General features: G+C 44.6%; 13 protein-coding genes. 9 read left to right on the top strand and 4 right to left on the bottom strand.

Annotated features, from left to right (window positions below; genetic code table 11):
• Positions 1-171 precede the first annotated feature (171 nt).
• The 9 genes from AC1DLM_RS04800 to AC1DLM_RS04760 all read left to right on the top strand — a co-directional run bounded on the left by AC1DLM_RS04800 (position 172) and on the right by AC1DLM_RS04760 (position 9,590).
• The gene (locus tag AC1DLM_RS04800) at positions 172-999 is read left to right on the top strand and encodes a VanW family protein (protein ID WP_477569283.1); all 828 of its coding nucleotides are present in this window, start codon (positions 172-174) and stop codon (positions 997-999) included.
• A gap of 244 nt (positions 1,000-1,243) precedes the next feature.
• Complete coding sequence (locus tag AC1DLM_RS04795) at positions 1,244-2,731, top strand: spore germination protein (protein WP_477569360.1); 1,488 nt, start codon at positions 1,244-1,246, stop codon at positions 2,729-2,731.
• On the top strand, positions 2,728-3,828 hold the full coding sequence (locus tag AC1DLM_RS04790; RefSeq protein WP_477569282.1) for a GerAB/ArcD/ProY family transporter: 1,101 nt from the start codon (positions 2,728-2,730) through the stop codon (positions 3,826-3,828). Before AC1DLM_RS04795 ends, AC1DLM_RS04790 begins: the two co-directional genes overlap by 4 nt.
• Positions 3,825-4,943, top strand: a complete 1,119-nt coding sequence (locus AC1DLM_RS04785; protein WP_477569281.1) for a Ger(x)C family spore germination protein — start codon at positions 3,825-3,827, stop codon at positions 4,941-4,943. Before AC1DLM_RS04790 ends, AC1DLM_RS04785 begins: the two co-directional genes overlap by 4 nt.
• 31 nt (positions 4,944-4,974) lie before the next feature.
• Entirely contained in the window at positions 4,975-6,075 is a 1,101-nt protein-coding gene (locus tag AC1DLM_RS04780) for a GerAB/ArcD/ProY family transporter (RefSeq protein ID WP_441988895.1), read from the top strand.
• Entirely contained in the window at positions 6,072-7,193 is a 1,122-nt protein-coding gene (locus AC1DLM_RS04775; protein ID WP_441988896.1) for a Ger(x)C family spore germination protein, read from the top strand. The genes AC1DLM_RS04780 and AC1DLM_RS04775 overlap by 4 nt, the downstream gene beginning before the upstream one ends.
• Before the next feature lie 149 nt (positions 7,194-7,342).
• Positions 7,343-8,422 carry a 3-isopropylmalate dehydrogenase gene (gene leuB, locus AC1DLM_RS04770; RefSeq protein WP_028554011.1) on the top strand — a complete coding sequence of 360 codons (1,080 nt, stop codon included), beginning with the start codon at positions 7,343-7,345 and terminating at the stop codon, positions 8,420-8,422.
• Between the two features lie 231 nt (positions 8,423-8,653).
• A complete protein-coding gene (locus AC1DLM_RS04765; protein WP_028554012.1) occupies positions 8,654-9,202 on the top strand; it encodes a peroxiredoxin in 549 nt (182 codons plus the stop codon).
• 79 nt (positions 9,203-9,281) lie between these two features.
• Positions 9,282-9,590 (top strand): glycine cleavage system protein H, encoded by a 309-nt coding sequence (locus AC1DLM_RS04760; RefSeq protein ID WP_441988898.1) that lies wholly within the window; start codon positions 9,282-9,284, stop codon positions 9,588-9,590.
• Here the strand turns inward: AC1DLM_RS04760 and AC1DLM_RS04755 are convergent.
• The 4 genes from AC1DLM_RS04755 to AC1DLM_RS04740 form a co-directional block, all read right to left on the bottom strand.
• A complete protein-coding gene (locus tag AC1DLM_RS04755) occupies positions 9,587-9,889 on the bottom strand; it encodes a hypothetical protein (RefSeq protein WP_441988899.1) in 303 nt (100 codons plus the stop codon). The genes AC1DLM_RS04760 and AC1DLM_RS04755 overlap by 4 nt on opposite strands.
• Before the next feature lie 299 nt (positions 9,890-10,188).
• Positions 10,189-12,150, bottom strand: a complete 1,962-nt coding sequence (locus tag AC1DLM_RS04750; protein ID WP_441988900.1) for a glycoside hydrolase family 15 protein — start codon at positions 12,148-12,150, stop codon at positions 10,189-10,191.
• 179 nt (positions 12,151-12,329) lie between these two features.
• On the bottom strand, positions 12,330-15,350 hold the full coding sequence (locus AC1DLM_RS04745) for a 1,4-alpha-glucan branching protein domain-containing protein (RefSeq protein ID WP_477569280.1): 3,021 nt from the start codon (positions 15,348-15,350) through the stop codon (positions 12,330-12,332).
• Positions 15,347-15,913 carry a DUF4912 domain-containing protein gene (locus AC1DLM_RS04740; protein WP_477569279.1) on the bottom strand — a complete coding sequence of 189 codons (567 nt, stop codon included), beginning with the start codon at positions 15,911-15,913 and terminating at the stop codon, positions 15,347-15,349. The genes AC1DLM_RS04745 and AC1DLM_RS04740 overlap by 4 nt, the downstream gene beginning before the upstream one ends.
• Between the last annotated feature and the right edge of the window lie 53 nt (positions 15,914-15,966).

Here is a 15,966-nt window from a genome sequence, read left to right as displayed (position 1 = left end):
GGATCAGCAAAGGCTGAACTAGAAAAGCGGCGTGTGCTTCACTACCATTTTTTAACACTTTACCGTAGGTATAATGGAGTGATTAAGCTAGAAGACGGTTTTGGTCCGTTGACTTGGGATTATTTAGAAATTAAGATGGGAAGAGGATATGAGAAAGGGGACTTTCATCGGATGAGTAAACCCTTAAAACCGATCCACCGTAGCCGTGCTAGAATTTATCTCGGGATCAAAGCGTATCGTTTGAAACGATATTTGGCCTGGATATTCGATGACAAAAAGTACGCTACTCATAAACAGAGCGACATGCTCCCTCAAAGAGCTTTCACGCACCGTACACCGCTTCTAAGACAGTTGAAAGATGTAGATATGTGGCTTCAGCATAATAAGGTTATCAATTTGAAAATTGCTTCGAAGCAGTTGAATGGCGTGATTATCCAGCCTGGTGAGACTTTTTCCTATTGGCGCTTGATTGGCAGTACACCCCGTAGGAAGKGGTATGTTGATGGCATGGTGCTCTTTCACGGAAAGGTGAAGACAGGTGTTGGCGGGGGTTTATGCCAGCTTTCGAATTTGATCTATTGGATGACGCTGCATACGCCGCTTACCATAACGGAAAGGTATCGTCACAGTTATGATGTATTTCCAGATGCAGGGAGATCTCAACCTTTTGGGAGCGGGGCAACGTGTTATTATAATTACTTGGATTTGCAAATTCGGAACGAGACACAAGAACCGTATCAGCTGATGATCCATGTTTCGGATACCCATTTAGTTGGTGAATGGCGTGCACGTAGTCCCCATCTTCATAGCTATGAAATATATGAGAAGAGCCACAGAATCACACGAGAGTACTGGGGTGGATATGTTCGTCATAATGAAATTCACCGAAGGGTGAAGAATCGAGAAGGGCAGCTCTTAAGGGATGAATGGGTGACGGATAACCATGCGATTATGATGTATGACCCTTTGTTGACAGCCGGAGATGGCAATAGAAATTGATGAATTCTTAATTAAATTTATGGTGAAAATATACACAAATGGTGATCTCTTCATTTTCATAATTGTAAAACCGAGCTACGGACATGCCCTTTCTTGCCACAAGGTAAGAAGGGTATTTTTGTTTGTGTTGACGAATAAATTTTCCTGAATGTGGCAAAATATGGTGTACATGTCATATCGGATTGGAGGTGCAAGCAGGTTGTTGATTCGGAGATGGTTAAAAGGAATAAAATCAGATCCAATCATGAAATCATCCGTACCTCTAAATCAATCGATTTCAGGAGTACTTGACGATGATATTACCACGATTCAAGATTTCTTTACTTTTGCACCAGATCTTTGTATACGTCAGTTTCAATTAAAAACCGGAGATAATGCCGTTTTGGTTTATTTGGATGGGCTCATTGATAAATCTGCCATCAATAATAACATCTTATATCCGCTGATGTATGAGGTCGAGTCGATAAGCGATATTTGGTCCTCTTCCATTTCAATTGCAAAAACAGATGTTGCCACCTTATGGTCGGATATTGAAAACGCGATTTTTCAGGGAAAAAGCATCCTTCTAATTCATGGACAGACGCGGTCAGTTATTTTACACACACAAGGCTGGCCTCAAAGAGCGATTAAAGAGCCGCAAATCGAGTCGACGCTAAAGGGGTCACATCAAGGGTTTGTCGAGACTTCAGGGCAAAATATTGCCTTAATCAGACGTTATCTTCCAAATCGCGAACTGAAAATAAAAGAATACAACATCGGATCTCGGGGAAATACGAGAGTGTCTATGATGTATCTGGAAGATGTTGTACAGCCTGATTTCGTAAAAGAAATGGAGGGCCGACTACTTCAAATTAATGTGGATGCCATATTAAATACGGGTGAATTAGCGGAGTTTATTGAAGATCATCCGATTAGCCTATTTCCTCAGTTAATCATGACGGAACGTCCGGATTCTGCAGCAGCCCATATTTTGCAAGGAAGAATAGTCGTTGTTGTCGACCACTCCCCCAGTGTAATCGTGGCACCTGTAACCTTCTCGGCGTTCTTTCAAAGTGTTGATGATTACAGCAATCGCTGGCTAATCGCCTCGTTTCTGCGTTTATTGCGCTATGTAGCATTAATTACTACGATCTCTCTATCGGCCGTATATATAGCCATTGTTTCGTTTCATTATGAGGTACTGCCTTTGGCTTTGTTAATATCGATTGGGGAATCCCGAGCAAAGGTACCTTTTCCTCCTATTGTGGAGGCGCTTCTAATGGAGCTCGCATTAGAGATGCTGAGGGAAGCGGGTTTACGTCTACCAGGACCAATCGGCCAAACGATAGGTGTCGTCGGGGGGATTGTCATCGGTCAGGCTGCCGTGCAAGCGGGAATTGTAAGTAATATTATGGTTATTATCGTTGCCATAACGGCCATTTCCTCTTTTATTRTTCCTGATTATGATATGTCCTCCTCGTTGCGGTTGCTGCGTTTTCCAATGATGCTTTTGGCTGCAGTGTTCGGTATGGTAGGCATTGTGATTGGGCTGATGATTATAGGTGCTCACCTGATTTCAATGGAATCGTTTGGCATATCATATGGAAGTCCAATTGCGCCCATCCGATTGTCTGATTGGAAAGACGTATGGATTCGACTCCCGATGTGGAAGATGAAAAAGCGTCCAGTCTCTGCCCATCCAACGCAACTTATAAGACAGGGGGCAAACAGAGAAGGTGAAGATCAATCATGAAAAAGTATACGTTTAATCAACTTTCTTTGATCCAATACATTTTAATTATTTTCGAAACGCAAGTCGGCATCGGTGTCTTATCCCTTCCCCGTGATTTAGCTATTGCTGCTGGTACGGATGGCTGGATATCCATTGTATTAGGTTCGATTTTGTCGACACTAGTAAGTTTGGTTGTCATTCGAATTATGAATAAAAACCCMGAATCTACGTTATTTGAGCTTTTATCACAATACTTTGGGACGATGGTGGGTAAAAGTATTTATGTTCTTTGGATTTTGTACACGGCCTATGCGGCAAGTGTGGTATTGTTCTCAACCGTCAATATCGTAAAGCTATGGATTGTACCTGATATAAAGGAATCTATCTTGATGATCCTGTTTATTATCCCCATCTATATCATCACCAAGCATGGAATAAGGGTAATCGGACACTTTGCTGAACTCGTCTTTATTATCTCGTTGTGGATGCCATTCTTGTTGTTGTATGCCTTAAAAGATACACATTGGCTATTTCTTCTTCCCATCGGTAAAGAAGGCTTGAGTCCCATTTTGTCTACCGTAAAACCAACCGTTCTGTCGTTCCTTGGATTTGAACTTGCTTTCATTTTATTTCCGTTTCTAAAGGACAAGAAATCCGCGTCCAAAGGTATTATCATTGGAAACTCGTTATCCATGATTGTTTTTGTAATCGTGACCGTAATTTGCTTTGTTAGATTCTCTCCTGATGAGATCAAAGATTACGCCTATCCCACACTCAACCTACTGAAGCTCATCCAATTACCATTTCTAGAAAGGTTGGAAATCATATTTCTTTCCGTTTATTTATTTACACTGTTCATGACGATCATTCCCTACTTGTATACAGCTGTACTAGGTGTAAGTGAATTATTTGGCAAACAGGATCATCGGAATATGTTACGAATCGTCATGTGCCTCTGGTTATGCTCATCCTTCTTTTTTGTCCCTTCTTCTTCTCAAATAAATCAAATGGGTAAATCGTGGGGGACGGCAGGTGCTTATTTCGCTTATATGTTTCCTATTTTCCTTTGGATCTACGGATGGATCTTCCATCCMACTAGAAAGGCGCAAAAGCAATGAAAAATTTGAGAAGTATCGTATTGATTTGGGTAGCTGTATTATGTTTAATGGGGTGCGGTAAGGAAGTATATATTGAGAATCAACGGTTTATGATTGCAGAAGGTATAGACCTTGATGATGATGATAAGTTTGTCATTTACACAGCAAGTCCCGTCTTCAGTAGGGAAGCTACAGATAAATATAAAATCACAACTGCAACTGCGGATACGTTGCGTATAGGTAAGAAAAAACTCGAGTCGAAAATAAGCGGTAGTTTCGGGCCAGGAAAATTGCAAAGTATTCTTATAGGAAAAAAAATGTTGCAGCAAATCAATGTATTACCCTATCTTGATGTCTTCTTTCGCGATCCAAAAAATGAAATTAATGCAAATATGATCGTGGTTGATGGGTCTGTGAAAGATGTTATGTATGCCAAAACGAGTGATAAAGGGCAACTGGGTAGCGTACTCAAACTAATGCTAGAAAGCACATATAAAGCCAGAATTTCAGTTCTAACTACACTACAGAAATTCCATCAGCAAATGATGGATAATGCAATAACACCAAGCATAACTGAAATGAGAGTAGACCAGGGGGAACTTGTCGTTACAGGAACCACTCTTTTACATAAAGATGGTACCTATGCGACTTCATTAAATAATCAAGAAAGTTCTTTGCTGCTATTGTTGCAGAACAATACGAAGAATCCCATACCGTTAACATTTCACCTTCCTTCTGAGATGTTTCATACGGATGAAGAAATGTCTTATGTGAGTTTCAATATTAACAAGGTAAAGGTTAAGATGAAGCCCAAGTTTGAAGGAAGTCATCTTACAGTCGATGTCTTGATGAAAGTTCAGATCGATTTAATGGAACGTATGTTTGATTTAGACATGGAGCGACAGAGCAGACAGTTAGAACGAGCGATTGCGGAAGAACTAAAAAAAGAATGCCAAGATCTAATCAAGAAAGCAKGGAAGTACCAAGTTTATCCATTTGGTTTAGGGATTTATGTAAGATCACACGACTATAAAAATTGGAAAAAGATCGAGGATAACTGGGGGCAAGTAATATCTGATGCCATAATAAATATGTCAACTCAAGTTAACATCAAAAGTATCGGTGTTTCCAAATAAAGCTAAGCGGAAGAAAAAAGGGGGGGGATTAATGAATAAATATTCGTTCAATCAAATCTCCTTGATCCAATATATCCTTATCATTTTTGAAACCCAAGTTGGGATAGGTATCCTATCTTTGCCTCGCGATTTAGCGAATACGTCTGGAACTGATGGATGGGTATCGATTGTATTGGGGTGGATGATGTCTATGCTATTAAGCTTAGTTATCATTCGTATTATGGAAAAAAATCCCGATCACACGTTATTCGAACTCTTATCTAAGTACTTTGGTAAGTGGGTGGGAAAAGGTCTAGCAGTAGTATGGATTCTACTAGCGGTATATGCGGCAAGTATCGTTATGCTTTCAACCATTCATATCATCAAAATATGGATTGTACAGGAAGTACGGAACTATATCTTAATGATCCTGTTTGTTATTCCCATCTATATGATTACAAAACAAGGGATAAGGATGATAGGGCTCTTCGCTGAGCTTGTTTGTTTTGTTACTTTGTGGATACCTTTTTTATTGTTATTTGCATTAAGGGATATCGAATGGATGTATCTTTTTCCAATAGGAAAAGAAGGGGTGTTTCCCATTCTGGCTGGCGTGAAATCAACCATATTTTCTTTTATTGGATTTGAACTAACTTTCATTCTTTATCCGTTTCTTAAGGACAAGAAATCAGCATCCAAGGGAATTGTGATTGCAAATTCATTAACGATGGTAGTCTATGTTGCCGTTACAATAGAATGTTTTATTCGATTCTCTCCAACGGAAGTCACGGATTATGTATATCCCGTACTTAATTTATTGAAAGTAATCCAATTACCTTTTATTGAACGGTTGGAGATTATATGTCTCAGCTTTTATTTGTTTATCATATTTATGACGGTGATTCCTTATCTCTACGCGGCTGCACTAGGAATAAGTCAGTTATTAGGCAAGCAGGATCATCGGAATGCTTTACGAATCATTTTATTTGTATGGGTTTTATCGCCATTCTTTTTTATTCCTACTTCTTCCCAAATCACTCAGATGGCCAATTCGTGGGGACTAGCAGGTATATGCAGCGCTTTCATATTACCACTTGTTCTATGGGTGTACGGATGGATTTTTCATTTCGTTAGAAAGGAATCCAAACAATGAAGAATTTTAAGCCTATTTCGTTAATATTGGTCGTTTTAATGATTGTATCAGGTTGCGGTAAAGCCGTATATATTGAGAATCAACAGTTTGTTCTTACAGAAGCTATTGATTTTAACGAGAATAATAAGTTAGTCGTTTACACGTCAACGCCTGTTTTCAATAAAGAAGCCAAAGATAGATTTAAAATCACTTTCTCAAGGGCTGACACGATGCGTAAATCCAAAGGGGAAATTGATAGTAAGACGAGCGGCAGACTTGCTTATGGAAAATCCCAAAATGTTCTCATAGGAAAAAAACTGCTGCAGCAAAGAAACGCACTTCCCTATTTAGATGTTCTCTTCCGGGATTCTCGAAATGAGATCAATGCGAATGTGATTGTGATTGATGGAACCGTTAAAGATGTCATGTATACGAACATGAGCGATAAAGGCCGAATCGCCAGCGTGATCAAAGATCTTGTAGAGAGTACTAATAAGAGCAGGGTTATCGTGCAAACTTCACTGCAGAAGTTTCATTTACAAGTAAAGGATAAAGGAATGACGCCTGTATTGACTGAAATGAAACCTGAGAAAAATGAACTCGTTATTACAGGTACCACTCTTTTACACAAAGATGGGACCTACGCGGTTTCTTTGAATCATCAAGAGAGTTCGCTGCTCATCTTATTGCAAGGCGACTCGAAAAAAAGCATACCATTAACGTTTCACATTCCTCCTGACTTGTTCCATACGAGCAAAGAATCGTCCTTTGTGAGCTTTAACATCAAAAAAGGAAATCCAAAGATCAAGGCGAAGTTCGAAGAAGATGACCATTTGACAATCGATATTCCGATGAAGGTTCAGATTGATTTGACAGAGCGGTTGTTTCCTCTAGATGTGGATGAGAAGAAAAAAGAACTGGAACAAGCCATTGAAAAAGAATTGAAAGAAGAATGCGCGGCTCTAATCAAGAAAGCTCAAAAATACCAAATAGATCCCTTTCAATTTGGCGTTCATGTACGTGCATTCCACTATAAAGACTGGAAGAAGATAGAGGATAATTGGGGAAAAGCGTTAGCTGAAGCAACAGTGAATATTTCACCTAAAGTGATCATCAAAAGTATTGGGGTTCTAGAATAGTCAATGAGATATGTTAATAGGTGATACCTATAAACGCGATAGATTTTATATCTAAAGAAGAGAGTCTCCTTATGGTACAATGAGTTCAGGATATAACGATAGGAATATGAACGAACTAGGTTTGCTAAAATAAGGAGTGAATGATTGTCATGGCTGATGTTAAAAAAATTGCGGTAATCGCTGGGGACGGTATTGGTCCAGAAGTCGTTGCAGAAGCAGAAAAAGTATTGAAACGTACCGAAGAATTATTCGGATATCAATTTGAAACAGAACACGCGCTTTTCGGTGGTATTGCAATCGATGAGAAAGGTACACCACTTCCGGAAGAAACGTTGAAAGTTTGTCAATCCGCAGATGCTGTACTTCTTGGAGCCGTTGGTGGTCCGAAATGGGACAACAATTCCAAAGAGCTTCGTCCTGAAACAGGTCTTCTAGGTATTCGTAAAGCGCTTGGCTTGTTCTCTAACATACGTCCTGCGTTCATCTTCGACTGCTTGAAAGAAGCTTCCACATTGAAACCAGAAGTTCTTGAAGGCACGGATTTGATCGTTGTTCGTGAGTTGACTGGTGGTATTTACTTCGGTGAGAAATTCCGTCGTGAAACAGCTAACGGCCAAGAAGCGGTTGATACTTGTGCATATAACGTAACTGAAATCGAGCGTATCGCGCGTCAAGCGTTTGAAATTGCGCAAACACGTCGTAAGAAGCTTGCTTCCGTTGACAAAGCAAACGTTCTTGAAACATCCCGCCTATGGCGTGAAACGGTTAACCGTATCGCGGCTGATTACCCAGATGTTGAGCTAGAGCACGTATTGGTTGATAACTGTGCGATGCAATTGCTTCGCCGTCCGTCCAGCTTCGATGTTATCGTAACAGAGAACATGTTCGGCGACATCTTGAGCGACGAAGCAGCGATGCTGACAGGATCAATCGGGATGCTAGCATCCGCTTCCCTTGGCGAAGGCGCATTCGGCTTGTACGAGCCGGTACACGGTTCTGCACCTGATATCGCAGGTCAAGGTATCTCCAACCCAATCGCAACCATCCTTTCCGTTGCCTTGATGTTCCGTTTGACTTTCGGTTACCACGAAGCTGCGGATTCCATCGAGCGCGCTGTGAAAGAAGTCTTAGACGCTGGTCACCGCACAGGCGACATCGCAGTGGATAAGAGCACAGCGATCGGTACGCTGGCAATGGGTCAATTGATTGTTGACGCAATGCGCAAATAAGTATACAAATAAGCTCGCACTTTCGAAGCAGATCTGCTTCGGGAATGCGGGCTTTTTTTCACACAAAAACGTATGCTGAGGAATGAATGCGTTCACAAGGAAATTGCCTCCATGGATTAAAATAATTATTATCTAGTATACGATCTAATTATTGACTTTCAAGTAGGGGGATGATACCATTTTATACGGATAATATAGAATTTAGATAGATTTTGAGGAGGAATTATACCCATGGCAGAACGTTTAGTTGGTAAACAAGCTCCTGATTTTACAATGGAGACAGCTACAGGTGACGGTACAGCATTTGGTAAAGCATCTTTGTCCGATTACAAAGGAAAATGGTTAGTTCTTTTCTTCTACCCATTGGACTTCACATTCGTATGTCCAACTGAAATCACAGCACTTAGCTATGCTGCTGATCAATTCAAAGCTTTGGACACTGAAATTCTTGGTGTTTCCATCGACAGCATCCACACTCACAAAGCGTGGATCAATACACCGGTTAACGATAATGGTCTTGGCAAATTGGCATTCCCACTTGCTGCTGACATTACGAAATCCGTTGCTCGTGACTACGGCGTTCTAATCGAAGAAGAAGGTATCGCACTTCGCGGTCTATTCATCATCGATCCAGAAGGCGAATTGAAATACGAAGTTGTTAACCACAACGACGTAGGCCGCAGCGTAGAAGAAACACTTCGTGTGCTTCAGGCGCTTCAATCCGGCGGATTGTGCCCAATGAACTGGAAACCAGGCGACAAAAACTTGGTTGTTAAATAAGTTTTAATTACATAGGAAGGCCCCTCGGTAAGCATGCGAATGCGGGCGGAGGGGTCTTTCTTCTTAAGGAGATTAGCGTATGGATAGTATAACGACGGAAGAGCTCTATTGGATACGTAAAGAAGATAATGAGGCGGTTGTGGGGCTCACTGACCATGCTTTAGAGAAATGGGGAATGATCCTATTCATTGAGCTGCCAGAAAAAGGTGTGCAATTAACGAAAGGTGCGTTTATGAGTTCACTCGAAACCGCAGTAGATGAGTATGATTTATTTTCACCTGTCACAGGAAAAGTGCTTGCAGTGAACATTCTGGTAGAACGAGCCACTATGCTGCTGTATGAGTCGCCTTATGATAAGGGCTGGCTGTTTCGAGTAGCCTTGGCTTAGTCTCCACCACCACCGCCATCGCCACCGCCAGAATCCCCTCCTCCACTATCCCCTCCACTATCATTGGAGTGCCCGTGATCACTGTGACTGCCATGACCAACATGACCACCATGATGATGACCACTATGATGACGATGATTCTCGTACAGCGAGGAATCGCTAGCAAAACCGCTATAGCTGGTGTCATGGTTGTCATGTCGACGTCTTCGCTTTCGCCTGCGCTGAGACTCTTGGGAGAAAGCAGAAAAAAGAAATAGAATGGCAATTACGAAAATGAAAATGGTGATGAAAGTACCCATATACAGGCCTCCTCGATAAAATAACTGGATTTTCTCCCGCTAATTCTGATTATTCTAAGCAAGTTTAACGAATAACTGGATTTTCTACATCTAATCCACGATATTTACCTCACAACCGACAGATTCATTAAATTTAACTGTAGAAAACCCATCTAATCAACTAATACGGATAAATTCACAAAAAATAAATGTATATTTTCCATTTATGATGAGAGATGGCATGGTGGTCACTACTATTGGGACTTGCCTGTGCTTGAAAAAAGCCGTCCCCCATAGAGAACGGCCGACATCACTCATTGCTATTTGGAAAGCTGTTTGTATTTGTTCAGATATTTGACCACAGTCAGTACATAAGTCGCATGGGACCAAGTAAGTGGAGCAACAGACACCGGTTCGCCGGAGAAAGGATCCAATTGCTCGGACAATACGCCACTTTCCATGGCGTGTTTGACGACCCACTCCAACGTTTTGCGTGGAGCCTCTAGGTCGCCAACAGACTTGGCATACTCGATTTCCCATTCTGCGATCCAGAGGGTACAAATGATCCAAGGATTGCCGGGCACTTTCTCAATATCGGTGGAACGTTGGAAGTAATAATCATGATGATAACGGGCGGAGCCACCGACTTCGGTTTTGATCATGAGACCTTCTTTGTTAGCTAACATCGTGCTTACCACACGTGGATCGTCAGCAGGCAGTACGCCAAATTCAAAAATACCGTACACAGAGCTTTCCAATGTCAAATCTTTCACCCATTGGCCGTCTTCCATATACAAGCCGCGAACGAATCGTTGTTCACCTTCGTCCCACAGATGTTTGAGGATACCTGATTTGATTTTCTCCGCGGTATGCTTGTAGCGATTGCTTCGCTCTTCATCTCCAAATAAGTTACTGAAGTTCGAAGCAGCGATCAATCCGCCATATACAGCCGAGGCTGTGAAGGTATAAATTCCGTAGCGTTCTTCCCACAGATCGTAGCTCGGCTTCGGTAAATTCAGTTCTTGATCAATGTAAGTGGACATGAATCTCGCCGCTCTACGAATGAGGTTCCGATATAGAGATTGCGCAAATTCAAGACTTCCATTTTTCTGGAAATCCTGCCACAGAGCAAATAACACAAGAGCTGTCTCATCTTCCTGAATTGGAAGCTGTACACGACCAGAATGAATATAAGGATGCCAGCTGGAACCTACGGTACCGTCCGGATTGTATTTGTGATGCAAGTAACCTTCTGGTGAAAGCACATTCGCACAGAAGTTAAAGAACGGAATAATCATGCCTTGGTAGCCAGCCATGGACATGGAATAAGCGATTAACGCACCATCGCGCGGCCACATGTAGCTGTAATGATCTCGGTTGCTCTGCATGATGTCAGAATCGTTCGCGGCAATAATAGCCCCGTTCACATCGGTCTGCGTGCGGACGAGCAACAAGCTTTGTTTGAAGAGGCGTTGCACTTCAGGTGTGAGATCGAAGTAGTCGCGATCGATTTTGTTCGCCCAGCGCTGCCAGTACACTGTCACACGGTCTAGCAGCTTGCCTGGGTGGCTGTCTTTGACATAGGAGTCAAGCTTCTTAACTTCCTCCAAATTCTTGCCTGCGCCCATCCAGTAGTAGAGCGTTTGATTGCCGTTAGGAGGGACGAACAGTCGAAAAGAGATCGTACTATCGACAGACCCCTGTGCAATCGCATTGCCCATTAGATGGCCGTCTTCAGCATCGCGCCATGTGCCTTCGGCGTTATAGAACCTTTTGACACCGGTAGAATATTGAAATATCCCTTCCGTGCCAGTACTTCCGTTAAACATAAAGTAACGATCTTTTTTATAATGAAAAACAGTATTCGTAGAAGGGTAGTAAGCGGCTGTATCACCAACCTCTGTCTCATTAATGAGCAAGTCTTGGTTGAAGAACATACGCACTTCACGAACCGTATTCGTGTGATTGGTAATATGAATTCGTTTCAAATAAATATCCTCACGCTGGTGAACACCGTCATTCATAAGCAGAGTAACGCCGAGGCCGGGATGTGTAGCTGTCACTTCAGTGACGAGGGAATCCTCCACATATGCGAGCTTGAATTGCCACTCAGGGGCATTCAGCCATGCGAAGTCGCCATCTACCCAAACACCAACACGGCACTGATAACCGCCAATATGGTTAAGCTGGCCTACGAAAGGATAGTACAGATCCCGCATGTAGGAATGCTGATCGAGGTTAATAAGGAATTTTCCATTTCCKATGACCAGATGTCTTGGCAATACAATCACTTCCCCACTCATTTGTTTGATCGCGCATTCAGATCAGGCCAAGAGGACTGAACGATGGAGCACAAGTCTTGCAATTAGGTTACCTAATTCTGACAAAGGAATCAATGATTCTTTGAAAAAAAACTGAAAATTCTTACTGGTCACGCTTTCATTTGGTATGGATATCCAAATTACTTGATTATTTCCTTTTGATGCGGGGAATGATTGGTTGAAGCAGCCAGATTCGAAATCACAGCCTCGTAAACGTGAGTTGTCAAATATCCAATTTTCTTCCAGTTATATTCACTGTGAACGGTTCGTAACGCGGTAGCAGCAAGCTTAGAGGCGTACTGCGGTTGTTCCAATAGCTGAATGATTTGTGCGGCTAACGCATCCTTGTCGCCTGGCGGACATGTACATCCGTTAACCCCGTGGCTGACAATCTCCGCAAGGCCTCCCGTATCTGAAACGATGAGCGGCGTTCCGCTGGCCATCGCTTCCAATGCGACTATTCCGAAAGGTTCGTAGAGACTTGGGAAAATGCAAATTTCTGCCCTTTGTAAAAGCAAGCTTTTGTCAGCCTCATCGAGAAATCCTGTGAAGCTTACCCGATCTCCGAAGCTAAAGGCGAGTTCCTCTAACGCATCGCGCTCAGGACCCATTCCAGCGATGACGAGTTTGGCATCTGGGTATTGAATGAGTACTTGCGGCATCGCGGCCAAAAGGGTGTGAACGCCTTTTTCATACACAAGACGGCCTAGAAAAGCAAGAACACGCTGCGGCATTTCCGTAGGGGAAATGGCGTTAGCAAGCAGGGGATTCATCGTAAATAACGCTGGATCTGGCTTAGGCAAGGGAGAAATACTGTTTGGAATTACGGTTATTTGGTGAATAGGAATATGAAAGAGCGCCTTCATTTCCTGCCCCATGGATAGACTGCAAACGATGAGATGATCGGCCGCTTCTGTTAATTTACCTTCTATGGTATGAATCCGCTTTTGAAGCGGTGACTCGAGTTTGCCAAGATTACGTCCTGTTTCCGTAGCGTGAATCGTTGCTAGAAGCGGGAGGCCAACTTGATGCTTGGCGACATGTGCCGTGTAGTAAACAAGCCAGTCATGCGCATGCACCAGATCGAATACGATGCCCTGTCGTAAAATGCCCAACATGAGATCCGTGAACGCCATATTCATTTGGAATACACGATCTAGGAAGTGCAAGGAATCTGTTGTTGGAATGACTTCCGCTCGATGAATATGGACCCCCTCGGAAACTTCATAAGGAAGAGACCCTGGGGACTGACAGGTGATGACATGAACGGAATGTCCGTCGGCAGCAAGCCCTCTGGATAAATCACAAACCGCTCTTGCCAGTCCGCCAATGACATGTGGCGGGTACTCCCAAGCGAGCATGAGAATACGCAGCTTGGACGGATGGCTTTGTTGGGGCGCCTCTATGTTCGAGGCAACGGCAACTTCGCTTAAAAGTATGACGCTATCTACACTGGATGAGGCGCGTAGAAGGGCATGTTCAGAGGAAGATGGCTGAAAAAGTCGATAATGAAGCTCGGGTAAGAAAGGCGTCTTTCGTTCCAAAGCGTGCACCAGTGTGGCTAGCTCTTTGTCAGATCCGCCATTGTCTACTGTATTCATAAGGTTATGGAATTGGGATAAATGCGTTTCGATGCGCTTCGTCGCGTAAGAGGTGACCGTATCCGCATCCAGAATAAACGTCCAGTCGCTGCTCTGCGCGAGCATCAGCTCCCGCGCCGCTTGATTCAGCGCCCGCAGCTGCACGCTGCTAAGCGCTGCCGGGTCCTGGTGCTGCTGCGCAGCCAGCACCATGCGATCCTCCGCCGCGTGCAGCCGCGGCGTAACCCACTGGCTGCGCGGCTGCAGCCAGACCTCGGCATAGCCGCCGCGGCCCCAGCTCGACACCGGAAGCGTTGCGATGGTGGTCGGCGCATGGGCGGCGGCGTAGCCGCCGAGCGTAGTCGTCTGCACGACTACGCTTTCATCACTGCGCGCGGCAAGGCCGCGCAGCACGGCTTCAAGCCACTGGTGGCCTTCGTACCACCAGTGCCCAAGCAGTTCGGCATCGTAGGGGCATACGATGACATAAGGCTCTTCAGGCGCAGACGCAGCCTCTGCGCCTAACCCCAGGCGCCGCTCCGCGAGGCGGCGCACCTGCGCCACCCGGCTAGCGATGAAATGCTCAGCATGGAGCTGAGCTTTCTGAGCGGCCCGCGCCGGGTTGTAGGGCACTTTGGCGTCACCATTGCCGGTGACGCTGTAGTACTTGAAGCCCGTGTTGATGCGTGCGCCGTCCGGCAGCATGTAGGGCTTCAAGTAGGCCCACTCGGCCCCGCCTTCGCGGCCGAGGTCATGCCCGATATCGCGATAATATTCGCGATAATCGGGGTCGCCGGGGTACCCGACCTCGGCGCTCCAGACATGGGCGCCGGCCTCGGGATCCCGGGCGAACGCACAGGCGCCGCCTGGCGTGCGCAGCGGCAGACCTGCGATGTCCTTGTCAGGGTCGCCGTCGCGGCGGGCTAAGGTGTGCGCATGCGTATCTACGATGAAGTAACGTAGATCCAACGCTTGCAGGTGTGGCTCAAGCGCAGGCGAATAGCCGCACTCTGGCAGCCAAATGCCTGCAGGCGCGACCCCGAAGTGCCGGCGGAATTCCTGTACCGCCGACTCGAGCTGCGCACGCAGCGTACTATCGTTCTTTACCAAGGGGAGAAATGCATGTGTCGCGGCGCAAGTAATTAATTCTAAGCAGCCTGTGGAGCTAAGGCTGCGGAACTTGGCAATGAGATCGCCGTGGAGCCGATCGTACAGGAGGCTGAGGCGGTGATAGCGATCCGCGTACAGCTTAGCTAACGGGCCGAAGGCTTCATCGCCCCATAGGCGAATGACTTCACGCTGCCCCAACTCGCAAAGCGAGGAGAGGTGCTTGCGAAGCCGCAGATGCATGCGGGAATCTTCGAGCATGGCAAGCAGTGGTGGAGACAATGACAAGGTAAGTCGGAAGGGCACTTCATCTTCTATAAGTTTTTCCATCATGTCGATGAGAGGCAAGTACGTATCGACAACCGCTTCGAAAAACCAGCGTTCTTCTAACGTAATGTCAGATGCATGATGGCGAACATAAGGGATATGGGCATGCAAGAGCAAAGCAACATAGCCTTGTACGTTAGTGCTCAATCAGTATCGCCTCCAGATTCCATATCTACAAGGTAAGTGTTCTTCGGGACATACAACGAATAGGCCGAGAAATACGCATGTTCATCAGGCGTTACTTGCGGTAAGAGAAGAGACGTTAGCTGGTAAATGAAAGGATGATCAGTTTCCACTGAAAGATGATCGCTAGGCAGGCTTATCGCTGGGATTTGAATGATATTGGAATGCAGAAGCGGAAGGAAATACCCTTGCTCATTCCGGATACCTAGTTGTGCATAATACGATTGACCGAAGGCTAACCCGCTGAGAAAGCAGGAATCTCCAGGGGGAAGCATAAGCTCTGAGACCCGATCTGCGGGTTGCTGCTGCTTGCTGAAAGACATGCTGGGAGATGGATCGACTACTTCGTGAAACCGTAGTGTAGGAGATAAAGAGCGCCAGTCCTTCTGGAAATGTTCTTGCAGGAGCATCATCTTACTGGAAGAAATCTGCCAATAAATAAACTGGACAGAAGKGGATTGTGCCAGTAAATAAAGGGTATCGCGATCAAGGGCAAAGGGGCGTGCTTGAATAGAGATCAGACTCACCTTTTCTGCTTGCTTATGTTGGAAGAATGAACAATTGCACTAATCCTATGTTT

This window comes from Paenibacillus sp. 01T442, assembly GCF_056398345.1.
Note: the sequence above shows the minus strand (reverse complement) of the source record. Positions and strands in the feature narration are given on the sequence as shown.